Raw genomic sequence first — 22388 nt, 5'->3', positions numbered from 1 at the left:
CGCTCGCCCCGACGACACAAGGGGGCGGTTGCTGATGAGCGCATTGCGTAAGGCGGGTGTGTGGCTCGGCCTCGTCGAGGACGACGACGAGCGCGACTACGACGACCGCGGTTACGGCTCGGCCAGCTACCGCGACCGGGGCGGCTACCGGGATTCCCGCCGGACCGCCACCCGTGACTCGGAGTACGACGAGTTCGACGACGAGGAGGACGAGGACGACCTCCCGGCGGTGCCGCGTTCGCGCTACTCGGAGCGCCTGCGCGAGGACCGTGGCCGGGCGGACGACCGTGGCCGCGAGCCGCTGTCGCGCTCGGGTGAGTCCCGGTACGACACCGGCCGCTCGTCCGGTTCAGGTTCCACGGTCCGGCCGATCACTCGTCCGGTGAGTTCCGCCGCTCCGACCCAGCCGGCCGCCCCGGCTACGCCGAGCAGCGGGTCCGGCCGTTCCGGCGGGCTCTTCGGTACGCGCGAGAACCTGGCACTGGCTCCCGAGGCGGAGACCGCCGCTCAGGTCCAGCCGCGCTCCGCGGTGCCCGCGACCGAGGAGGACCGCCGCTACCAGATCACCACGCTGCACCCCACCACGTACAACGAGGCACGCACGATCGGGGAGCACTTCCGCGACGGCACGCCGGTCATCATGAACCTCACCGAAATGGACGAGGCCGACGCCAAGCGGCTCGTGGACTTCGCGGCCGGTCTCGCATTCGGGCTGCGCGGTACGATCGAGCGCGTTACCCACCGGGTGTTCCTCCTCTCTCCAGCCAACGTCCAGGTGACGGCGGAGGAGAAGGCGAAGATCGCCGAAGGTGGGTATCACCACACTTAACCCGCGCGAGGGATCCCACTGTCGTGTTTTCGATCGTCTGGCAAGTCGTATATCTCCTGCTGTACGCCTTCCTGTTGACCCTTTTAGCACGATTCGTGCTCGGGATGATCCTCCAGTACGGGCGCTGGTGGCACCCCGGTCGAGGCTCGGCGGCGACGCTGGAACTCATCTGGAGCGTCACTGATCCACCCCTCAAGGCGTTGAGGCGTGTGATCCCACCGTTGCGGATTGGTACCGTTAGCGTCGACCTGGCGGCGATGATTCTGTTGGTTATTCTGTGGGTTCTGATGCTGATCGCACAGAAGCTGTACCGATAGATTCGTCAGACGCCGATGACCACCGCCCGACGCGGCCGCAACTGACCCGAGGAGTTTCGATGCCGCTCACCCCGGCCGACGTGCACAACGTGGCCTTCAAGAAGCCCCCGATCGGCAAGCGGGGGTACGACGAGGAGGAGGTCGACGCCTTCCTGGATGAGGTCGAGCGCGAACTCGCCCGTCTGATCGAGGAGAACAACGAGCTGCGCGCCCAGGCCGAGCGTGGCGGCGGCGGTCGTCCTCCGGCCGGCCCCGGCGCCGACCCGCGCCTCGCGGCCGAGCTCAATGAGCTCAAGATGCAGCTCGACCGGAGCCAGCGGGAGAAGGGCGAAGCCGACCGCGCCGCGCGCGCGATGCAGGCTGAGCTCGACCAGGTGCGGGCCGGCGGCCCCGCCGGTGTCGGCCCGGTCGGCCCGGACGGCGAGCAGCAGGCGCTGCGCGTCCTCATGATGGCCCAGCGCACCGCGGACGACCACGTCTCGGACGCTCGCCGGGAGGCCGACAAGGTCCTCTCCGAGGCGCGCGCCAAGGCGGAGGAGGTCACCCGCGACGCCCGGGCCAAGGCCGACGCGCTCGAACGTGACGCGCGCCAGCGGCACCAGGAGGCGATGGGCGGGCTCGACGCCAAGCGCACCGCTCTCTCCAAGCACATCGAAGAGCTCAAGCAGTTCGAGCGCGAGTACCGTACCCGGCTCAAGGCGTACCTGGAGAGCCAGCTGCGCGACCTCGAAGGTCGTGGGCAGGGTCTCGAGGCGGAGATCGCCCGGTCCGAGAACGGTCGAGCGGTCACGGCCGGGGTCACCTCCGGCGCTGGCTTCGGCGCCAGCCGCTAGTCCCTCGCGAACTCCGGTGCGGACCCCCGTCCGCGTCGGCCCCTCTTGACGGCCGTGACCCCTCCTCGTGGCCGAGACCTCCTGGCGGCCGGTTCGCCGAAGACCCCCGTCTTCGGCGAGCCGCCGGAAGGAGCACGCACCACCGAACCACCCCGACACCCTGTGAGAGACCCGGCGCGGGACCCCGTGCCGGGATGACACCTGGATGCCGATATCGGCGGGGGTGAGCTGTGTGATTGTCGCAAGTCTGCTGCTCATCGTCGTCGCGGTCGTACTGCTGGTCACTGGCCTGATCAACGGGTCGAGCGGAATGCTCGTCGGTTCGATCGGGACCAGCCTCCTGGCCGCGGTCGCCCTCGTGGTGGGCGCACGGCAGGCCGCCGCAGCCCGCGCTGAGGCGGACTACGACGAGGACGAGCAGGACGAGAGCGACGCGTACGAGGAGCCGGTCAGCCGGTCCCGGGCCACGCGAGACAGCGGTGGCAGGGAGACGACCCGGGAGCCGGAGCAGCCGGTTCGCGGCCGGGTCGCCGACCGGACCGGCGAGCGTCTCGACCAGACCGGGGTCACGATCCCGGCCCAGTCGGGCGGGACCGCGCTCGGAGAGATCGACGACGACGAAGATCCACCGGACGAGCCGGTCGCGCAGCGGGTACCGCCCGCCGACGCCGCCCGGATCGCCCGGATGAGCACCGAGGTGCTGGTCATCGACGGTCGGCCGCGTTATCACGTGGCGGGCTGCGTGCATCTGCTCGGCCGTCCACACGAGCCGCTGCCCGTGAACGAGGCGGTGGAACTCGGGTTCAGCCCGTGTGGGCTCTGCGAGCCGGACAGCGCGTTGCTCGCCGACGCCCGTCGCGTCTGACGGACAGATTCAGTGTCAGGGGATCCCGGTCGGGGTCCCCTGACGCTGTGTCAGCTAGTTGATCACCATGGCCTAGGATGAGGCATGGCGCAGAGCGTGACGGTCGCGGTGCGAGTCAAGCCGGGCGCCTCGCGGGCGAAGGTCGGCGGGCGCTATGACGGCTCGCTCGGCCCCGCGCTCGTCGTCGCGGTCACGGCGCCGCCGGTCGACGGCCGGGCGACCGAGGCGGTACGCCGGGCGCTGGCGGTCGCGTTGGGCGTACCGGTGTCTTCGGTGAGCCTGCGTAGCGGAGCGACCGGCCGGGACAAACTCTTCGCCGTCGCCGATCCGCCCGAGGATCTGACCGTTCGCCTCGACACCCTGCGAGACGGCGCTTGAGCGGCGCGTACTCCTTCGAGGTGGCCCTGCTGATCGGCACGGGCGTGCTGCTCGCCGCCGTCGCCGCGGTCCGCTTCTCCAGCCGCATCGGCCTGCCCAGCCTGCTGGTCTATCTGGCGCTGGGCATGCTGATCGGCGAATCGGGCTTCGGCATCGAGTTCGAGAACGCCACCCTGACGCGTACGCTCGGCCTCTGCGCGCTCGTCCTGATCATCGCCGAGGGCGGGCTGAGCGCCCGGTGGAGCACGCTGAAGCCGGTTCTCCCGGCGGCGATCGCCTTGTCGACTGTGGGCGTCTTCGTCAGCACCGCCGTCGTCGGGCTGGTCGTCCACCTACTCCTCGGCGTCTCGTTGCACGCCGGGCTGCTGCTGGGCGCGGTGCTGTCGTCGACCGACGCCGCCGCCGTCTTCGCCACCCTGCGCTGGCTGCGGCTCAAGCCGAAACTCATGGCCACGCTGGAGGCCGAGTCCGGGATGAACGACGCCCCGGCCGTCATCCTGGTCGTCCTCCTGGCGACGCCCAGCCTCGCCGGCGTCCACTGGTCGACCGAGGCCGGGCTCATCGCGTACGAGTTGGTCGTGGGTGCGGCCCTCGGCCTGCTCGTGGGCCTGGCCGGAGCGTGGACCCTGCGGCGCGCGGCGTTGCCCGCGGCGGGTCTCTACCCGCTGGCGGCGGTCGGGTTGACGGTGCTCGCGTATGCCGCGGGTGTGGTGGTGCATGGCTCCGGCTTCCTCGCCGTGTATGTGGCGGGGGTGATCCTCGGCAATTCGCGGCTGCCACACCGCCAGGCCATCCTCGGCTTCGCCGACGGCTTGGCCTGGCTGGCCCAGATCGGCCTGTTCGTCATGCTGGGCCTGCTGGTGTCGCCCGGCCGGCTGACGGACGCGCTGATTCCGGCACTGGTGATCGGGCTGACCCTGTTGTTGCTGGCCCGGCCGATCTCGGTGGCCGTCTCGCTGCTGCCGTTCACCGGGCGCAGCCGCCGAAGGCGATCGCGGTACGAGCGGTTCGGCCGCCGGGACCTGGCCTTCCTGAGCTGGGCGGGGCTGCGCGGCGCGGTCCCGATCGTGCTGGCCACCATCCCGTTGTCCGAGGCGGTCCCAGGCGCGACCGCCCTGTTCGACGCGGTCTTCGTCCTTGTGGTGATCTTCACGCTGGCCCAGACGGGCACGCTCGCGCCGGTGGCGCGCTGGCTTCGGGTGACCTCCCCGGCCGAGCCGACCGAGCTGCGCGTGGAGACCGCGCCGCTCGAGCGCATGCAGGCCGACCTGCTCCAACTGGAGATCCCGGTGGGCTCGCAGCTCGCCGGAGTCCACCTCGACGAATTGCGGCTGCCGGTCGGGGCGGTGGTCACGCTCGTCCTGCGCGACGGCGAGGGCTTCGTCCCGCACGAGCAGACCAGGCTGCGTGCCGGGGACAGCATGCTGATCGTCGCGACCGACGAAGTACGCGATGCGACGTTAAGAAGGCTTCGAGAAGTGGGTAAGGCCGGAAGACTCGCACGTTGGATTGCCGGAAATTCGGGTAAGACGGACGATTAGCGGCTAATGTCCGGTACTTGAGTGACCGGCAGTGTCGAACCAGACACTGTCCGATTTCGGCAACCACGAGTGGCATGTTTGTCGGAAACCTGTGGCTTCCGTATTCTTGCCAACCTACTCCGAGTGCGCGGCACCCGCCGCGCGCCCGTTTTGCATGTGGGGGTATCCCATGGCCGAACCCGCAGGGCGCAAGGCGACCGCGAAGGCCACGGCGGGCGCCGCCGGAAGGACGACCGCGGCCCGGTCGGCGCGTACGCCGTCCACGGCCGCCGCGGCGAAGAAGGCCGCCTCCGCCCGGAAGGTTCCCACCCCGAAGCCCGCGCCCGCTCGTGCGAACGCGTCCTCGGCCCGATCCGCTAAATCGGCTGGTCAGAAGGCGACTCCAGCGAAGAAGACGGCCGCGGCCACGAAGGCGACGGCGGCGGAGAAGGCGGCTGAGCAGGCGGCGGTCGAGCAGGCGGAGCCGGCGACGGCGGTAGAGCCCGCGAAGGCGCCGAAGAAGACGGCGAAGGCAGCCGCCGCGGCCAAGGCGACTCGGGCAGCCGAGAAGCCGGTCAAGAAGGTGGCGGCGAAGGCGACTTCAGCCGCCGAGCCGACGGCAGAGCCGGCCGTGGCCAAGAAGGCAGCGCCTGCCGAGAAGGCGGCGACCAAGACGGCGCCGGCGAAGAAGGCGGCGCCGGCCAAGACGACGGCCAAGAAGACGACGGCGAAGAAGACAGCCGGGAAGGCGAGCGCGGCCGCTGAGGCGGAGCCGGTCGCGACGGAGAAGCCGGTCAGGTCGACGGCGAAGAAGGCGCCGGCCGAGGCCGCGCAGCAGCCGGTCACCGCGACGGCGCACCCCCCTGTCCAGGAAGTTGAGACCGCCGCGGACTCCGCGGCCGAGGGAGCGATGATGGCGAAGCAGACCACACCCAAGACCGCCGCCGCAGGCACCGCCACCACCGCGAAGACCGCGACCGTGGTGAGGGGTACGCGGAGCGCCGCGGACACCGAGAAGATCCGTACCGCGTTGTCGGGACGGCTGGACGAGTTGCGCACGGAGTACGACCAGACCCTGGTCGACATCACCGAACTGCAGCGCGACCGGTTGACCGACTCGGCCGGCGACGACCAGGCCGACACCGGGACCAAGACGTTCGAGCGCGAGCAGGAGATCACCCTCGCGAACAACATCTTGGAACGGATCAACCAGGTGGAGCGCGCATTGGAGCGTCTCGATGAGGGAAGCTATGGGTGGTGTGAGCGGTGCGGCAACCCGATCCCGGTCGAGCGGCTGGCCGCCTTCCCGTCCGCCACACTGTGCGTGACGTGTAAGCAACTGGAGGAGCGGCGCTGAGCATGAGCGAACTGGGGAGCGTGGCGGTGTCCGACGAAGACGGCGAGACGAGACCGCTCCCCGAGGCGGTTCCCACGACCGCGATCAGCGTAGGCCGCTCGGTGCTGACGCTGGTCGCGGTCGCTGTCGTGATCATCGGGCTCGACGCGGCGACGAAGGAGTGGGCGACCAACACCCTGGAGGGCGCCGATCCCATGCGCCTGCTCGGCGGTCTGGTCTACTTCTCCTTCACCCGCAACAGCGGGGCCGCCTGGAGCATGGGCAGCAACTACACCTTCGTCTTCCCGTTCATCGCGTTCGCGGTGGCGGCGTGGATCGGCTGGACCGCCCGCAAGCTGCGGTCGCTGCCCTGGGCGATCGCGCTGGGCCTGGTCCTCGGGGGCGCCCTGGGCAACCTCGTCGACCGCGTCTTCCGTTATCCCGGGGGCATCTCCGGTCATGTCGTCGACTTCATCAGCCTCTTCGGGCCGTACGGCGAGCGTTTCCCGATCTTCAACATCGCCGACATGGCGCTGAGCTTCGGCGTATGCCTGGCGATCCTGCTGGAGTTCACCGGACGCCAACGGGACGGCACCCGGCTGCGCCGCGAGTCGAAGGGCGACGCCGGCAAGGCGCAGCGCGAGGAAACGCGGTGAGCCGGGAGCAACGCTCGATGCCGGTGCCGGACGGCTTGGACGGGATGCGTCTCGACCAGGCCGTCTCGCGGCTGTTCGGGTTCTCCCGGACGCTCGCCGCCGATCTCGTCGAGTCCGGTGACGTCCTGATCGACGGGGCGGCCCGGGCCAAGTCCGAGAAGGTGTCCGGCGGCTCGTGGCTGGAGGTCACGATGCCGGCGCCGCCGGCGGCGGTCGAGGTGGTCGCCGAGCCGGTCGACGGCCTCCAGATCCTTTACAGCGACGACGACATCGCGGTGGTGGACAAGCCGGTCGGCGTGGCGGCCCACCCCAGCCCCGGCTGGACCGGGCCGACCGTGATCGGCGGGTTGGCCGCGATGGGCCAACGGGTCGCGACCAGCGGCGCGGCCGAGCGGCAGGGCGTCGTGCACCGGCTCGACGTCGGCACGACCGGGGTCATGGTCGTCGCGAAGAGCGAGCACGCGTACAGCTTCCTCAAGCGCGCCTTCAAGGCCCGGGAGGTGGACAAGCGCTACCACGCGGTGGTGCAGGGCCATCTCGATCCGCTGCGCGGCACGATCGACGCCCCGATCGACCGGCATCCGCATCACGACTACCGGTTCGCGGTCATGTCGAGCGGCAAGGCCAGCGTCACGCACTACGACACCGCCGAGGCGTTCCCGGCGGCCAGCCTGGTCGACGTGCGGCTGGAGACCGGGCGAACGCACCAGATCCGGGTGCACTTCTCGGCCATGCGGCACCCGTGCGTCGGCGACCTCACCTACGGCGCGGACCCGACCCTGGCGGCCCGGCTGGGGCTCACCCGGCAGTGGCTGCACGCCCGGGAACTCAGCTTCGAACACCCGTCGACCGGCGAGGAGGTCCGGTTCGTCTCGGCGTACCCGGCCGACCTGGCCCACGCGCTCGAGGTGCTGCGGGCGGCCGGATGACCCGGTCGCTGGGCGAACGGCTCGCCGCGGTCGACGAACTGCTGCTCGCCCCGATCGCCCGCGGCTACCGGCGGATCCTCGCCGGTCGCCGCCGCCCCACCTCGCTCACCGTCGCCGCCTGCCTGGTCGCGGGCGCGGTGCTCGCGGTCGCCGTCTGGCAGGCGGATCGTGCCGCGCCGGCCACCGACATGTCGGTCGGCCAGGTGGTCAAGGTGGGCGTCGAGCCTAACGGCTCCATCCCCGGATACGCCGAAAGCAGCCGGGCGGAGCTGGACAAGCTGGCGGCCGAGGGCGCACCGGAGGCGTACGCCCTGGTGACGCTCACGGAGTATCTGCCGCCGGAGTCGCTGACCCCGATTCTGGCGGGCGTCGCGGTGTCGGCGGTCTACGTCCGGGTGCCGCTGGCCGGCGAGCAGACCGAGATCGTCCGCATCCCGGTGACGAAGGTGCCGGTCGACGTGGTGACCGGGATGGGGCAGATCGCCGACCGGAAGAGCCGCGAGGCCGCCGAGTACGCCGCGAAGCTGACCGCGAGCCCCGCCGCCGACCTGGTCGCCGTGTACGAATCCGGGCAGCGGGTCGCCGCCGCCGAACGGGACGCGTACGCCGAGCACTGCGCTTGCGCGTACGCCGCGGTGGTCCGGGCGACCCCGGCGGCGCTGGAACCACTCGCGCACCGCCCGGGCGTGCGAGTGGTGGACGTCGCCCCCGAGATCCGGCGGCTCGACCGGGCGGTCTTCTGGCCACCCCTGCCCGAACAGCGGACGATCGCGATCCCACCGGGGGATACCCAGGGCTGAGGGCCGGTCGTTGTACCCGTGACGCGATGCCCGGCTTGCCAGATCGGCACGCAATCGGCCGACGGCGGGATGGCAGGTTGCTCCGTACCGCCTAAGGTTGATCCGGTATCCCGTAGGCGGCCCCGGCGATCGCCGACAAGCCGGGGACCACGGGCGGCGCTGGGAGGGCGAAGCGTGGAGCGCACACCACCGCAGGAGGACCACAACCCGCGTTGGCGTGTCCTGCTCGACCGCGGCCGCGCGCCGCGGCAGGAACAACGCGAATATCCCCAGCAACGGGGCGTCGCGCCGATGCCGTCGAATCCGATCGAGTGGCGGCCCACGCCCACCGCGAACAACTCCGCGGACGCGGAGGTCAACCTGCTGCGGCGGGATCTCGGCGGACCTCGGGTGCTGGCGTTCGCCAACCCCAAGGGCGGCGTGCACAAGACGACCGCCACCGTGCTGGCCGCCGCCACGATCGGCAGCGTACGCGGCCGGGGCGTGCTGGCCTGGGACGACAACGAGCTGCGGGGCACCCTCGGCTTGCGGGCGGGCAGCGCCCGGCACGCTCGGACCATCCGGCATCTGCTGGCCGACCTGGTCACCATCGAGAACGCGCCGTCCTACGAGATGGCCGACCTGCTCGACGGATACCTGCGGCACGCCTCCGACGGCTCCTACGACGTGCTCGCCGGGGAGGAGAGCCCTCGGTTCGCCCAGCGCCTGGACTCGCACACGGTCCGGCGGGTGCTGGACCTGCTGGGCCGTACCCACGACGTGATCTGCGTCGACACCGGCAACAACGTGGAGAGCGCCAACTGGCAGACCGTCCTCCAGGCGGCCGACCAGCTCGTGATCACGACCGTGCCCCGGGAGGACGCGGCGTTCACTGCTGACTGGATGATCGACCTGTTGCACGAGGTGGGCCTGGGCCGGCTCGCCGACAACGCGGTGACGCTGCTGTCCTGCCCGACGCCGGGGCCGTCGGCGCTGCTGGAGGACCTGCGGGCGCACTTCGCCACGCGTACGCGTGGTGTGGCGGTCGTGCCCTATGACGCCGCGCTGGAGCCGGGGTCGTCGATCGAGTACACGGCGTTGCAGCCGTCGACTCGGCGCGCCTGGCTGAGCGCCGCCGCGCTCATGCTGGAGCCGTTCGCGCGCTGAGTTGATCATGAGATACCGGTCTCTCCGGGGGTGTCGGCAGATGCTTGTTGTCCGCCCCGGGGACTAGGCTGTGCCAGGCTGGCGATCGGTGGTTGGGGGTTCTAGTGGCTGACAACTTCGTTCACCTGCATGTGCACACCGAGTACTCGATTCTCGACGGTGCGGCGCGCATCAAAGAAGTCATGGCAGAGGCATCTCGGCTGGGAATGCCCGCGGTGGCGATCACCGATCACGGCAACCTGCACGGTCTGGCCGACTTCTACAAGGCGGCCAAGGGGGCCGGTTTGACGCCCGTCCTGGGCATCGAGGCGTACCTGGCACCCGGCACCCGGTTCGATCGCAAGCCGGTGCGGTGGGGTACCGCGGATCAGCGCAGCGACGACGTCTCCGGAGCCGGCCGCTACACCCACGCGACGATGTGGGCGCAGAACAACACCGGCCTGCACAACCTGTTCCGGTTGTCGTCCCGGGCCTCCCTCGAGGGGCAGTACGGCAAGCCCCGGATGGACGCCGACCTGCTGGCCGAGTACGCCGACGGACTGATGGCGACCACCGGCTGTCCATCCGGCGAGGTGCAGACCCGGCTGCGGCTCGGCCATGAGGAGGAGGCCTTCAAGGCCGCGGCGAGGTATCGGGACATCTTCGGCCCGGACAACTACTTCGTCGAGATCATGGACCACGGTCTGGAGATCGAGCGCCGGGTGCGAGACGGGCTGCTGGACATCGCCCGCCGGTTGAACTTGCCGCCCGTGGTCACCAACGACCTGCACTACTCACGGCCCGATCAGGCGGCCGCGCACGACGCCCTGCTCTGTGTGCAGACCCAGGCGAACATCTCGGACACGAACCGGTTCCGGTTCGACGGTCAGGGCTACTACGTCAAGAGCGCCGAGGAGATGTATGCCGTCGACGCCTCGGATGTGTGGCAGGAGGGCTGCCGCAACACACTGCTGATCGCCGAGCGGGTGGACCTGACGGGAATGTTCGAGGCGAGGAACCTCATGCCTCGCTTCCCCGTTCCGGACGGCCAGACCGAGCAGAGCTGGTTCGAGGAAGAGGTCTGGCGCGGGATGCAGCGCCGGTTCCCCGAGGGCATCCCCGACGACCGGCGCAAGCAGTGTGAGTACGAGATCGGCGTCATCCAGCAGATGGGGTTCCCGGGCTACTTCCTCATCGTCGCCGACTTCGTCATGTGGGCCAAGGAGAACGGCGGCGCCACCAGGGTCGGTCCCGGCCGCGGGTCTGCCGCGGGGTCGATGGTCGCCTATGCGTTGGGCATCACCGAACTCGATCCGATCACCCATGGTCTGATCTTCGAGCGCTTCCTCAATCCCGAGCGTGTGTCGATGCCCGATATCGACATGGACTTCGACGAGCGTCTGCGCGTCGAGGCCATTCGGTATGTGACGGAGAAGTACGGCAACGACCGGGTGTCGATGATCGGCACCTTCGGCACGATCAAGGCGAAGGCCGCGATCAAGGATGCCGCGCGGGTGCTGGGTTATCCGTACGCGGTCGGCGACCGGATCACCAAGGCGATGCCGCCGGCGGTGATGGGTAAAGACATTCCCCTCTCCGGGATCTTCGACCCGAACCATCAACGGTATGCCGAGGCCGCCGAGATCCGGGCGCTGCACGATTCCGACGCCGACGTCGCCAAGGTGATGGAGGTGGCCCGCGGGCTGGAGGGTCTGGTCCGGCAGACCGGTGTGCACGCCGCGGGCATCCTCATGTCGGCTGAGCCGCTGATCGACCACGTTCCGCTGCAAAGGCGCGAGGACGACGGGGCGATCATCACCCAGTGGGACTATCCCACGTGCGAGTCCATCGGCCTGATCAAGATGGACTTCCTGGGCCTGCGGAACCTGTCGATCCTCGACGACGCGTTGAAGAACCTGGAAGCCACTACCGGGCGCACGATCGACCTCAACTCGCTGCCGTTGGCGGACGCGGCCACCTTCGAGCTGCTGGCCCGTGGCGACACCCTAGGCGTGTTCCAGCTCGACGGCGGCCCGATGCGGGACCTGCTCCGGTTGATGCGCCCCGACAGTTTCGAGGACATCTCCGCCGCCCTGGCGTTGTACCGGCCGGGTCCGATGGGTGCCAACAGCCACACCAACTATGCGTTGCGCAAGACCGGCCAGCAGCCCGTGGTTCCCATCCACCCGGAACTGGCCGAGCCGTTGGAGGAGATCCTCGGCCCGACCTATGGCCTGATCGTGTATCAGGAGCAGGTCCAGATGGCCGCCGTGAAGCTGGCCGGCTACAGCCTCGGCAAGGCCGACAATCTGCGCAAGGCCATGGGTAAGAAGATCAAGGCTGTCCTGGATAAGGAGTTCGCGCCGTTCCGTGACGGCATGCTCGCCAACGGCTACTCCGATGAGGCGATCCAGACCCTGTGGGACATCCTGGTCCCGTTCGCCGACTACGCCTTCAACAAGGCCCACACGGCTTCCTATGGGCTGGTGTCGTTCTGGACGGCGTACCTGAAGGCGAACTATCCGGCTGAATACATGGCGGCGTTGCTGACCTCGGTCGGCGACGACAAGGACAAGATGGCCGTCTACCTCGCCGAATGTAAGCGGATGGGCATTCAGGTCATGTTGCCCGACGTCAACAGCTCGGTCGGCCCGTTCGCCCCGGTGGACGGCGACATCCGGTTCGGCCTGTCCGCAGTGCGTAACGTCGGCACCAACGTCGTCGAGGCGATCGTGCGAGCCCGTATGGAGAAGGGGGCCTTCACCTCCTTCGCCGACTTCATGTCCAAAGTCGATCTCGTGGTCTGCAACAAGCGGACCATCGAGTCTCTGATCAAGGCAGGGGCGTTCGACAGCCTCGGCCATCCCCGCCGAGGCCTGCTCGATGTCCATGAGCAGGCGGTGGAAGCCGTCACCGGGATCAAGCGGCAGGAAGCCAACGGCCAGTTCGATCTGTTCGGTGCGGTCATGCCGGCCGAGGACACCGTCGTCGGCCTGGATCTGACGGTCCGCGAAGGCGAGTGGGACCGGAAGACACTGCTCAGCTTCGAGCGGGAGATGCTCGGCCTGTACGTCTCCTCGCACCCGCTGGCTGGAACCGAACGGATCTTGCGCGCACACGCGGACCGGACGATCAGCGATCTGTTGTCCGACGAGCCCAACGACGGGACGAATGTCAGCATCGCCGGGATGCTGGTCAACATCACCCGGCGTACGACCAAGCAGGGCAAGCTGTGGGCATCCGCCACGCTGGAAGACCTCGCCGGGTCGATCGAGGTGCTGTTCTTCCCGAACACCTACGAAATGGTCGGTCCGCAGCTGGCCGAAGACCTGATCGTGGCGGTCAAGGGCCGGATCAATCGGCGTGACACCGGGTCGATGTCCGTGTTCGCCACCGACCTGGCGATCTTGCAGGTTTCCGACGCCGACCTGGACGCTCATCCGCCGGTCACGCTCAATGTGGCTGGCGAACGCATCCCTCAGCTTCACGACGAGCTGTTCCGGATCGTGGCCTCGCACCCGGGCGAGCACCCGCTGCTGCTGCGGATTCGGTGGGCCGGCGGTGGCGGCATCTTCGAGGTCGGTCCGGAGCGGGTCAATCCGGACGGCGCTTTCCGATCCGAGATCAAGCAGCTCCTCGGGGCGGGCTCGCTCGGCTGAGTCTGCCGATCGCGTGCAGCATGATCAGGGTCAATTCCATGTCGCTATAGCAGCATGGAATTGACCCTGATCATGGAAACCGGCAGCCGCCGTAGGATGCCGCAGCCGAGCACAGTGCAGCGTCAGTAGCGGTAGCGCCAGCGGAGGGGGAGCGCGAGCGTACCGGCGAGCATCCGAGCCGACGGACGCATGTCACGCCGCCAAGCCTCGTCGGCCCGGATCGCGACGGGCCCGGTGGTGAACCGTCCGGGGTTGCCGGAGACGGTGTGGTTGGCGGCGAGCGCAACCGTCCGGTCGTCGAGGAACGGCCCGTCGTCGACCGGTACGCCGGCCATCCCCAGCAGGTCTTCCACGACGGAGCGGGGCGACCGGGCGAAGTCCTCGTAGCGGAGTCGGCGGTGGACGGCGAAGCGACGTGCGGTGAGTTCGGTGAGGTAGTTCCAGGTCAGCCATTTCGCCGTGCTGTCCCAGGTGCTGTGCGGTTTCATGAGGGTGACCCGGGAGGGCAGGTCCAGCTGCTGCTTGGGCCGCTGCCACGAGTGGGCCACCGCGCGTGGGTCGCGCACCATGTGGACGAGGTACGCCGAGGGCGAGCCGGCGAGCAGTGCCGCCCCGGAGGGCAGCTTCGACGAGTCGATGATCAGGGACGCGCCGGTCACGTCGGCGATTCCTTGGTAGAGGCGGGCCATCACGTCGACGAGCGGGTGGCCGTCGCGCAGGATGCGGGCGGTGTGGCGGGCACGGGCGGCTTCGTCCTGCCAGGCCACGACTTGCCGGGGGTCGGGCGGGTCGTCCCCGTACGCCGAGGACAGCACGGCCTGCCAGAGGTCGCAGTCGCGTACGGGGGTTCCGCAGCCGCATCTCCGGCCGCTGATGAGCCCGCGTCGCCAGAGGAAACACAGTTCGCCGGCGCTGAACACCCCCGGGTAGGAGCCGAGGATGTTGTCGAGGATCGTCGTCCCGCTGCGTCCCCAACCGGCCAGGTAGAGCACACGAGGCATCGGCACAGCGTCGGGGAGCGTACTCAGGGGGGCGACGGAGCCGCCTGCGCGTTGCCTCAGGGCGGGTGACGTTTTTACCGTCATAGCCCGAATTATCGATTTTAAGAAGTTTTAACGCACGGGCGACACGCGTACTCCGGCGAATGACCCGTCCCCAGTCGGCGCTCAGACGGATCTGAGAGGATCACCCGGTGGTGGATGAGTCGGAGTACGCCTGGGTCCCCGAGCCCGCGCCGGAGCCCCGCCGGCCCGCGCTGGTCCTGCTCCAGTCCCTCGCCGTGCTGATGGCCGGCGTACTGGGGTTCCCGCTCGGGCTGCTCTGGCAGCAGTCGGCCCCGAACGTGCCGGTGCTGATCGTCCAGGACGGGGCCGTCTACAACGATCCGCAGCCCGAGCAGTTCATGTCCGGCGACGGCTGGTTCGCCGTGCTCGGCTTCTCGTTCGGCGTCGTTCTCGCCGTCGTCACCTGGATCCTCTTCCGGCGGCTGCGCGGTCCGTTGCTGATCGTGCTGCTCGCGGTGGCGGGCACGGTCGCCGCCGTGATCGCCTGGAAGTTCGGCCGCCAGCTCGGCCTCGACGCGTACCTCAAGGAGCTGCACTCCGCGCCCGCGGGCACGGAGCTGGGCAAGCCCAACGATCTGCGCGTTCAACTGCTGCGGTGGTGGCCGCCCGCCCTCGAGGGCGTGCTGTTGCTGCCCGCGCTCGGCTCCACGCTCACCGTCACCCTGCTCGCGGCCTGGTCACGATGGCCGTCCCTGCGCGCTCCCCGATCCACTGGTACGCCGGAAGCAGCGCCCGGGATCGGCCCGGAGGAGGCGGGCGGCCCCGCGTTCAGTTGAGCGACGGCGGCTTGTGCAGCTCCGACGGCGGCATCGGCACCGCCCGGACCTGCCGGAGCAGGGCCGATTCGCGGTGCAGGATCTTGATCTCCAGGCGCATCCGGGTAGTGGTGTCCGGCGCGGCGAGCAGGGCTTGCCGGTCGGCCACGGTCAGCGCCGTGCTGGCCGCCACCAGGTGGGAGAGCACCTTCGGATCGTCGGGCAGTTGGTCGTCGGGTCCGCCGCGCAGCGCCGACAGATAGTCCCGGAAGATGGACAGCACTCGGGGGGCCAGTTCGTCGGCCTCCGCGTCGGCGTCCGGCTCCGGGTACCACTCGACGTGCGCGACGGGGTAGGGGGCGTCGTCGGCGGCGATTCCGGTGATCTTGAACCGGCGGTCGCCGACCGCGACGATGTCGAAGTGCCCGTCCGGATGTTCGGTGACCTGACGCAACTGCGCCACGCACCCGATGTCGTGCAGGCTGAGCTCGGTGACGTCCGAGCCCGGATTGGGCGGCAGAACCTCCAGCCCCTGATCGATGGCGACCACGCCGAACTCGCGCGGAGTCCCGTCGGGCAGGTCGATCAGCTGGCGGATCAGCTGGCGGTAGCGCTCCTCGAAGATGTGCAGGGGCAGAACCAGTCCCGGGAACAACACCGTCCCGAGCGGAAACAGCGGCAACCGAGGCGACATCTGTCCACGGTACCCGCGGGATGTTACACATCAACCTTTCCGCACGGTTCGGCCCGCCGAGGCGTCGCCGGGACACCCCTGGGCTCCCCGCGAGCAGGGGCGTGGGTCACAGTGATCCCATCCGGTGGTAACGCCGCGCGGTTCCGGACTTGCCGCTCGGTAGACTTGCCCGCGTGTTGACCCGTATCGACCTGCGCGGACGGGATGTCGACCCGCGCAGTCTCCTGCCTCGTGCCCAGCTCGACGTGTCTCAGGCCGTCGAGCAGATCCGTCCGGTCATCGACGGGGTGCGACACCATGGGGTCGACGCGATCCAGGAGGCCACCGAACGCTTCGACGGTATCCGGCCCGCCCGTCTCCGCGTACCAGTGGAGGCTCTGAAGGAAGCCGAGGAGCGGCTCGACCCGGAGGTGCGCGCGGCCCTGCTGGAGGCGATCGCGCGGACCCGGAAGGTCCACGCGGACCAGCGGCGCACGGACGTGACCACGCAGGTCGTGCCGGGCGGCACGGTGACCGAGCGCTGGCTGCCGGTCCGCCGGGTCGGCCTGTACGTGCCGGGCGGCCTCGCGATGTACCCGTCCACGGTGGTGATGAACGTGGTTCCGGCCCAGGCGGCCGGAGTCGAGGCGCTGGTCGTGGCCAGCCCGCCGCAGAAGGAGGCCGGCGGCCTGCCGGACGAGCGGGTGCTGGCGGCGTGCTCGCTGCTGGGCGTCGACGAGGTGTACGCCGTCGGCGGCTCGCAGGCGATCGCCATGCTCGCCTACGGCAGCCGGGGCTCGGACCTGGAGCGGGAGCTGGACCCGGCGGACGACTGCGAGCCGGTCGACCTGATCACCGGGCCGGGCAACGTCTGGGTGACCGCCGCCAAGCGGCTCGTCCGGGGCGTAGTCGGGATCGACGCCGAGGCGGGCCCGACCGAGATCGCCGTCCTGGCCGACGACACCGCCGACCCGCGCCACGTGGCCGCCGACCTGATCAGTCAGGCCGAGCACGACCCGCTGGCGGCGAGCGTCCTGGTCACCACCTCGGCCGAGCTGGCCGACGCGGTGGACGCCGAACTGGTCCGGCAGGTCTCGCTCACCAAGCACACGGAACGGATTCGCACCGCGCTGACTGGCGAGCAGTCCGGAGTGGTCCTCGTCGGCTCCTTGGACCAGGGGTTGCGTGTCGTCGACGCGTACGCCGCGGAGCACCTGGAGATCCAGACGCGGGACGCCCGTGACATCGCGATGCGCGTACGCAACGCCGGGGCGATCTTCGTCGGCCCGTGGGCGCCGGTGAGCCTCGGCGACTACTGCGCGGGCTCCAACCACGTGCTGCCCACCGGCGGCTGCGCCCGGCACTCCAGCGGACTGTCGGTGCAGTCGTTCCTTCGCGGCGTCCACGTCGTGGAGTACACCGAGGAGGCACTGCGGGACGTGGCGCACCACGTCGTCACCCTCGCCACCGTCGAGGACCTGCCCGCACACGGCCAGGCCGTCACGGCGCGCTTCCCCGGGGACGGTGCCGCGTGACCTCCGAGATCCGTGCGCTGCTTCGCGAGGAGCTGCAGGGGCTGTCGGCGTACGGGGCGCCGCAGCTGGACGTGGCCGTCCGGCTCAACGTCAACGAGAACTCCTACGCCCCGCCCACCGAAGTCGTGCGCGCGGTGGCACGGGCGCTCGAAGGCGAGATCGCGACGCTCAACCGCTACCCCGACCGGGACGCGCTCAAGCTGCGCGCCGACCTGGCGGCCTATCTGGGCCACGGGCTGACCGCCGAGCAGGTGTACGCCGCCAACGGCTCCAACGAGGTCCAGCAGCAACTGCTGCAGGCGTTCGGTGGTCCCGGGCGGACGGCGCTCGGCTTCGGCCCGGCGTACTCGATGCACCCGCTGCTCGCCGCGGGCACCGCGACCGGGTGGGTCGACGGCGGCCGGGGGCCGGACTTCGGGCTCACCGCTTCGCACGTCGAGGCGGTGCTGCGCGAGCACCGACCGGCCATCACGTTCCTGTGCTCGCCGAACAACCCGACCGGCACCGCGCTCTCGCTGGACGTGGTCCGGGCGGCGCTGGCCACTACCTCGGGGATCGTCGTCGTGGACGAGGCGTACGCCGAATTCGCCCGCCCCGGCACGCCGAGCGCCCTGACCCTGCTGGAGGCGAACCCGCGCCTGGTCGTCACCCGCACGATGAGCAAGGCGTTCGCGTTCGCCGGAGCCCGGGTCGGCTACCTCGCCGCCGGCCCCGAGATCGTCGAAGCCGTGCAGCTCGTCCGGCTGCCGTACCACCTCTCGGCGCTGACCCAGGCGGCCGCCCGCGCCGCGTTGGCCCACGCCGACGTGCTCCTCTCCACAGTGGAGCAGATCAAGATCCAGCGTGATCGGATCGTCGCCGAACTGCGTACGCGGGGCCACCAGGTCGCCGACTCGGACGCGAACTTCGTGCTCTACCGCGTCGCGCGGGACGGCAGCGCGGACGAGACCGATCAGAAGGTCGTCTGGCGGCGGATCCTCGACGCCGGAGTGCTCGTCCGGGACGTCGGGCTGCCGGGGTGGCTGCGGGTGACCGCCGGTACGCCCGCCGAGACCTCCGCCTTCCTGGCCGCCGTCGAACCCTCGGACAGCCTCCCGGCCGCCGTCGAAACCTTGGAGAACTAATGGGTACCGCGACCGTTGAGCACAGTGCCCGCAGGGCGCTCGTCGAGCGCATCACGGCCGAGACGAAGGTCGTCGTCGAGCTGGACCTGGACGGCACCGGCCAGGCCGACATCGCGACCGGCGTCGGCTTCTTCGACCACATGCTGCACCAGATCGCCCGGCACGGCGGCTTCGACGTGCGGGTGAAGACCGACGGCGACCTGGTCATCGACGCGCACCACACCATCGAGGACACCGCGCTGGCCCTCGGCACGGCGCTCGACAAGGCGCTCGGCGACCGCAAGGGCATCCGCCGCTACGGCGACGCGACGGTGCCGATGGACGAGGTGCTCGTCCGCGCCGCGCTCGACCTGTCCGGCCGCCCGTACGTGGTGCACGACGAGCCTGAGCTGGCCCCGATGATCGGGCCGATCTACCCGACCAGCATGACCCGGCACATCTGGGAGTCGTTCGCGCAGACCGCCCGGATGACGCTGCATGTGGACGTGCTGCGCGCGGCCCGCCCCGGCGGCCGTCCCGACGCCCACCACGTGGTGGAGGGCCAGTTCAAGGCGGTCGCCCGCGCGCTGCGCGACGCCGTCGCCATCGACCCCCGGTTCGCCGGCGTCCTGCCGTCCACAAAGGAGGCACTCTGATGGGTGGCTACGCTCCTATCCTGCTGTTCGCGCTCGCGGGCATCCTCCTCGGCGGCACCTGGTCGCTCTACAAGCAGGGCGCGCACAAGGGCGTGGTGATCGTCGCGGGCGTACTGGCGCTGCTGTCGGCGGCCGGCGGCGTGGCGTGGCTGATGCCCGGGGAGGCGTGATGGCCCCCTCGGTCACCATCCTCGACTACGGCTCCGGCAACCTCCGCTCGGCCGAACGCGCGGTCGCGGCGACCGGCGCCCGGGTGACCGTCACCGACGACCTGACCGCGGCGGCGGACGCCGACGGCCTGGTGGTGCCGGGCGTCGGCGCGTTCGCCGCCTGCATGGCCGGGATCGAGGAAGCCAAGGCAGGGCCGGTGATCGCCGAGCGGATCGCCGCCGGCCGCCCGGTCCTCGGCATCTGCGTCGGCGCCCAGGTGATGTTCACCGAAGGCGACGAACACGGCGTCATCACCCCGGGTCTGGGCCTGCTGCCCGGCCGGGTCACCCGGCTGCCCGTACGCCGAGTCCCGCACATCGGCTGGAACACGGTCTCGCCGCCCGCCGGCTCGACGCTGTTCCCGTCGCCGGAGGAGCGCTTCTACTTCGTGCACTCGTTCGCCGCCTCGCCGGCCGACTTCGCCGACTCGGACGCGCTCGTCACGACCACCGAACACGAAGGCGCGGTCTTCGTCGCCGCGGTGGAGGCCGGGCCGCTCAGCGTCACCCAGTTCCACCCCGAGAAGTCCGGCTCGGCCGGGGCGGGCCTGCTGCGCGCCTGGGTCGCCACGCTATGAACGCCGGTCGCCACGCCGCAAGCGCCGATCGCCACGCTATGAACGCCGGTAGCCACGCCGCGAGCGCCGGTCGCCGAGCCGTGCGGGTAGCCGGATGAGCAAAGAACGGGCGCGGCGGCGGGCCGAGCGAGAGGCCGAGCAGCTCAAACAGCGCGAGAAGCGGGCGCGTACCGAGGCTCGCCGGGCGAAACGACGCCGGATCACCGCCCGGGTCCGGGCACTGCGCCCGGGCCGGACCGGGCGGATCGCCCGCTGGAACCGGGGTCAGCGGTCGGTCATCGGGCTCGTGCTGGCGCTCGGCCTCGTCCTGATCTGGACGATGACCGGGTCGGTCGCGCTCAGCATCGCGCTGTCGCTGCTGCTGATCCTGGTGCTGCCGGTGCTCGCCGTACTGGCCTTCGACAAGTGACCTCGTCCTGCAGATCACGGATGTGCAGGCTACAACCGCTCATGATCACATGCGTATCCGTGATCTGCGGCGAATACCGGGAGAGTGAGAGAGCATGACACTGGAGCTGCTGCCGGCCGTCGACGTCGCCGGGGGCCAGGCCGTACGCCTGGTGCAGGGCGCCGCGGGCACGGAGACGGCGTACGGCGATCCGCTGGAGGCGGCGCTGGACTTCGCCCGGCAGGGGGCGCAGTGGATTCATCTCGTCGACCTGGACGCCGCGTTCGGCCGGGGCTCCAACGCCGAGCAGCTGGCCGCCGTCGTCCGGGCCTTGGACTGCAAGGTCGAGCTGTCCGGGGGCATTCGCGACGACGAGTCGCTGCGGCGGGCACTGGGCACCGGGGCCGCCCGGGTCAACATCGGCACGGCGGCGCTGGAGGACCCGGAGTGGTGCGATCGCGTCGTCGGCGAGTACGCCGACCGCGTCGCCATAGGGTTGGACGTCCGTGGGCGTACCCTCTCGGCGAGAGGCTGGACCCGCGACGGCGGTGACCTGTTCGACGTGCTGGCGCGTCTGGAGCGCGCGGGCTGTGCCCGGTACGTCGTGACGGACGTGCACCGCGACGGGACGATGACCGGGCCGAACCTGCAGCTGCTGCGCGACGTCTGCGGCGCGACCGACAAGCCGGTGGTGGCCAGCGGCGGTGTCTCCACTCTGGACGATCTGCGGGCGCTGGCGACGCTGGAGAAGGAAGGCGTCGAGGGCGTGATCGCCGGAAAGGCCCTGTATGCCGGAGCCTTCACGGTCGCCGAGGCGCTCGCCGCCCTGGAGGAAGCGTGACCGAGGTCGTGATCCCGGGGTCGAAGTCGGTGATGGCGCGGGCGCTGTTCCTGGCGGCGGCCGCGGACGGGGTCAGCACGCTGCGCCAGCCGCTCGCCTCCGACGACACCGAGGCGTTCGCCTACGGCCTGCGCGACCTCGGATACGAGGTCGACCTGCAGCCGGACGTGTGGACGGTCACCGGGCTGCCACAGGGTCCGGCCGGCAGCGCGAGCGTCTACACGAGGGACGCGGGCACGGCCTCTCGCTTCCTGCCCGCGCTGGTCGCGGCCGGTCACGGCACGTTCCGCTTCGACGCCTCGGCGCAGATGCGCCGCCGCCCGGTCGCCCCGCTGGTCGACGCGCTGCGGCAGCTCGGCGTCGAGGTCTCGTGCGACGAGACCGAGGGGCACCTGCCGCTCACCGTCCACGCCGACGGGGTCAAGGGCGGCACGCTCACCCTCGACGCCTCGCTGTCCTCGCAGTTCCTCACCGCGCTGCTCATGCTCGGTCCACTCACGACGGACGGGCTCGTGATCCGCGTGGGCGAGCTGGTCTCGGTGCCGTACATCGAGATCACCCTCGCGATGATGCGCCGCTTCGGCGCCACCGTCGACTGGTCCGGCGACACCTTCACCGTCGCGCCCGGCGGCTACCAGGCCCGCGACTACCTCATCGAGCCCGACGCGTCCAGCGCCAGCTACTTCTTCGCCGCCGCGGCGGTCACCGGCCGCGAGGTCACGGTCCACGGCCTGGGCAGCGAAAGCTTGCAGGGTGACGTCCGGTTCGTCGACGTCCTGGCCCGCATGGGCGCGACGGTACGCGTCGAGCCCGAGTCGGTGACGGTGATCGGCCCCGAGAACGGGCGGCTCGACGGGGTGACCGTGAACATGCGCGACATCTCCGACACGATGCCGACGCTGGCCGCGATCGCCCCGTACGCGTCGTCGCCGGTCCGCATCGAAGACGTCTACAACACCCGGGTCAAGGAGTGCGACCGGCTGGAGACGTCGGCCGTGAACCTGCGCCGCCTCGGGATCGCCGTCGAGACGGGCCGGGACTGGATCGAGATCCAGCCGGGGCAGCCGCAGGCCGCCGAGATCCTGACCGAACGGGATCACCGGATCGCGATGAGCTTCAGCGTCACCGGCCTGCGTACGCCGGGGATCACGCTGGACGACCCGGACTGCGTCAAGAAGACCTTCCCGACGTTCCACTCCGTCTTCGCCGCCTGGGCCCGCTCCTAACCCTGCGCGGCCGGGCCTCAGATCAGGGATATGCCTGTGATCTTGGTCCAAGATCACAGGCATATCCCTGATCTCCTGAAACCAGTACGCTCAAGCTCCATGGACTTCACCAC

The 22388-nt window shown here is 70.2% G+C and carries 22 protein-coding genes and 1 pseudogene; 21 read left to right on the top strand and 2 right to left on the bottom strand.

The genetic code is table 11. The features are described from left to right. Positions 1-34 precede the first annotated feature (34 nt). The 12 genes and pseudogenes from sepF to dnaE all read left to right on the top strand — a co-directional run bounded on the left by sepF (position 35) and on the right by dnaE (position 13247). Entirely contained in the window at positions 35-829 is a 795-nt protein-coding gene (sepF, locus tag AB0M47_RS20465; RefSeq protein ID WP_363415825.1) for a cell division protein SepF, read from the top strand. A 23-nt stretch (positions 830-852) separates the two neighbouring features. Beyond that, positions 853-1146, top strand: a complete 294-nt coding sequence (locus AB0M47_RS20460) for a YggT family protein (protein ID WP_363415822.1) — start codon at positions 853-855, stop codon at positions 1144-1146. 59 nt (positions 1147-1205) lie between these two features. Then, on the top strand, positions 1206-1979 hold the full coding sequence (locus AB0M47_RS20455; RefSeq protein WP_275978352.1) for a DivIVA domain-containing protein: 774 nt from the start codon (positions 1206-1208) through the stop codon (positions 1977-1979). A 232-nt stretch (positions 1980-2211) separates the two neighbouring features. Next, entirely contained in the window at positions 2212-2844 is a 633-nt protein-coding gene (locus AB0M47_RS20450; RefSeq protein ID WP_253761589.1) for a hypothetical protein, read from the top strand. 84 nt (positions 2845-2928) lie between these two features. Next, entirely contained in the window at positions 2929-3222 is a 294-nt protein-coding gene (locus tag AB0M47_RS20445; protein WP_253761590.1) for a DUF167 domain-containing protein, read from the top strand. Continuing rightward, entirely contained in the window at positions 3219-4763 is a 1545-nt protein-coding gene (locus AB0M47_RS20440; RefSeq protein ID WP_363415817.1) for a potassium/proton antiporter, read from the top strand. The genes AB0M47_RS20445 and AB0M47_RS20440 overlap by 4 nt, the downstream gene beginning before the upstream one ends. A gap of 892 nt (positions 4764-5655) precedes the next feature. Continuing rightward, positions 5656-6099, top strand: coding sequence for a TraR/DksA C4-type zinc finger protein (locus AB0M47_RS20435; RefSeq protein WP_253763891.1), 444 nt, complete (start codon positions 5656-5658; stop codon positions 6097-6099). Positions 6100-6101: 2 nt separating this feature from the next. Next, positions 6102-6734 carry a signal peptidase II gene (lspA, locus tag AB0M47_RS20430; RefSeq protein ID WP_363415814.1) on the top strand — a complete coding sequence of 211 codons (633 nt, stop codon included), beginning with the start codon at positions 6102-6104 and terminating at the stop codon, positions 6732-6734. 17 nt (positions 6735-6751) lie between these two features. Then, positions 6752-7663: an RluA family pseudouridine synthase gene (locus AB0M47_RS20425; RefSeq protein ID WP_363415889.1), complete on the top strand. Its 912-nt coding sequence runs from the start codon at positions 6752-6754 to the stop codon at positions 7661-7663. After that, a complete protein-coding gene (locus tag AB0M47_RS20420; protein WP_363415811.1) occupies positions 7660-8463 on the top strand; it encodes a hypothetical protein in 804 nt (267 codons plus the stop codon). The genes AB0M47_RS20425 and AB0M47_RS20420 overlap by 4 nt, the downstream gene beginning before the upstream one ends. A 306-nt stretch (positions 8464-8769) precedes the next feature. Beyond that, positions 8770-9609 (top strand): annotated as a pseudogene (locus AB0M47_RS20415) (AAA family ATPase); the annotation flags it as partial. A gap of 104 nt (positions 9610-9713) precedes the next feature. Next, positions 9714-13247: a DNA polymerase III subunit alpha gene (gene dnaE, locus AB0M47_RS20410; protein WP_363415808.1), complete on the top strand. Its 3534-nt coding sequence runs from the start codon at positions 9714-9716 to the stop codon at positions 13245-13247. Positions 13248-13369: 122 nt separating this feature from the next. Here the strand turns inward: dnaE and AB0M47_RS20405 are convergent, their stop codons facing one another. Beyond that, positions 13370-14248 (bottom strand): sulfotransferase, encoded by an 879-nt coding sequence (locus tag AB0M47_RS20405; protein WP_363415806.1) that lies wholly within the window; start codon positions 14246-14248, stop codon positions 13370-13372. A gap of 191 nt (positions 14249-14439) precedes the next feature. On the opposite strand from AB0M47_RS20405, the gene AB0M47_RS20400 reads away from it, so the two are divergent. After that, a complete protein-coding gene (locus AB0M47_RS20400) occupies positions 14440-15087 on the top strand; it encodes a DUF2567 domain-containing protein (protein WP_363415803.1) in 648 nt (215 codons plus the stop codon). On the opposite strand, the gene AB0M47_RS20395 is transcribed toward AB0M47_RS20400, so the two are convergent. Then, positions 15080-15760 carry an LON peptidase substrate-binding domain-containing protein gene (locus AB0M47_RS20395; RefSeq protein WP_363415800.1) on the bottom strand — a complete coding sequence of 227 codons (681 nt, stop codon included), beginning with the start codon at positions 15758-15760 and terminating at the stop codon, positions 15080-15082. The genes AB0M47_RS20400 and AB0M47_RS20395 overlap by 8 nt on opposite strands. Before the next feature lie 173 nt (positions 15761-15933). Between AB0M47_RS20395 and hisD the strand changes: the two genes are divergently transcribed. The 8 genes from hisD to aroA all read left to right on the top strand — a co-directional run bounded on the left by hisD (position 15934) and on the right by aroA (position 22275). Continuing rightward, positions 15934-17274, top strand: a complete 1341-nt coding sequence (gene hisD / locus AB0M47_RS20390; RefSeq protein ID WP_363415797.1) for a histidinol dehydrogenase — start codon at positions 15934-15936, stop codon at positions 17272-17274. After that, the gene (locus tag AB0M47_RS20385) at positions 17271-18398 is read left to right on the top strand and encodes a histidinol-phosphate transaminase (protein WP_363415794.1); all 1128 of its coding nucleotides are present in this window, start codon (positions 17271-17273) and stop codon (positions 18396-18398) included. The genes hisD and AB0M47_RS20385 overlap by 4 nt, the downstream gene beginning before the upstream one ends. Continuing rightward, positions 18398-19033: an imidazoleglycerol-phosphate dehydratase HisB gene (gene hisB / locus AB0M47_RS20380; protein WP_363415791.1), complete on the top strand. Its 636-nt coding sequence runs from the start codon at positions 18398-18400 to the stop codon at positions 19031-19033. The genes AB0M47_RS20385 and hisB overlap by 1 nt, the downstream gene beginning before the upstream one ends. Beyond that, positions 19033-19203, top strand: a complete 171-nt coding sequence (locus AB0M47_RS20375) for a hypothetical protein (RefSeq protein WP_363415788.1) — start codon at positions 19033-19035, stop codon at positions 19201-19203. The genes hisB and AB0M47_RS20375 overlap by 1 nt, the downstream gene beginning before the upstream one ends. Further along, complete coding sequence (hisH, locus tag AB0M47_RS20370; RefSeq protein WP_363415786.1) at positions 19203-19820, top strand: imidazole glycerol phosphate synthase subunit HisH; 618 nt, start codon at positions 19203-19205, stop codon at positions 19818-19820. Before AB0M47_RS20375 ends, hisH begins: the two co-directional genes overlap by 1 nt. A 94-nt stretch (positions 19821-19914) precedes the next feature. Beyond that, positions 19915-20229: a hypothetical protein gene (locus AB0M47_RS20365; protein WP_363415783.1), complete on the top strand. Its 315-nt coding sequence runs from the start codon at positions 19915-19917 to the stop codon at positions 20227-20229. Between the two features lie 94 nt (positions 20230-20323). Then, positions 20324-21049 carry a bifunctional 1-(5-phosphoribosyl)-5-((5-phosphoribosylamino)methylideneamino)imidazole-4-carboxamide isomerase/phosphoribosylanthranilate isomerase PriA gene (gene priA / locus AB0M47_RS20360; RefSeq protein ID WP_363415780.1) on the top strand — a complete coding sequence of 242 codons (726 nt, stop codon included), beginning with the start codon at positions 20324-20326 and terminating at the stop codon, positions 21047-21049. Continuing rightward, complete coding sequence (gene aroA, locus AB0M47_RS20355) at positions 21046-22275, top strand: 3-phosphoshikimate 1-carboxyvinyltransferase (RefSeq protein ID WP_363415777.1); 1230 nt, start codon at positions 21046-21048, stop codon at positions 22273-22275. The genes priA and aroA overlap by 4 nt, the downstream gene beginning before the upstream one ends. Positions 22276-22388: the final 113 nt, after the last annotated feature.

The sequence above is a fragment of the Hamadaea sp. NPDC051192 genome, from assembly GCF_040682475.1.
Taxonomy (GTDB): Bacteria; Actinomycetota; Actinomycetes; order Mycobacteriales; family Micromonosporaceae; genus Hamadaea; species Hamadaea flava.
The sequence above is the reverse complement of the archived record's forward strand: the minus strand, read 5'-3'. Positions and strand labels throughout refer to the sequence as shown.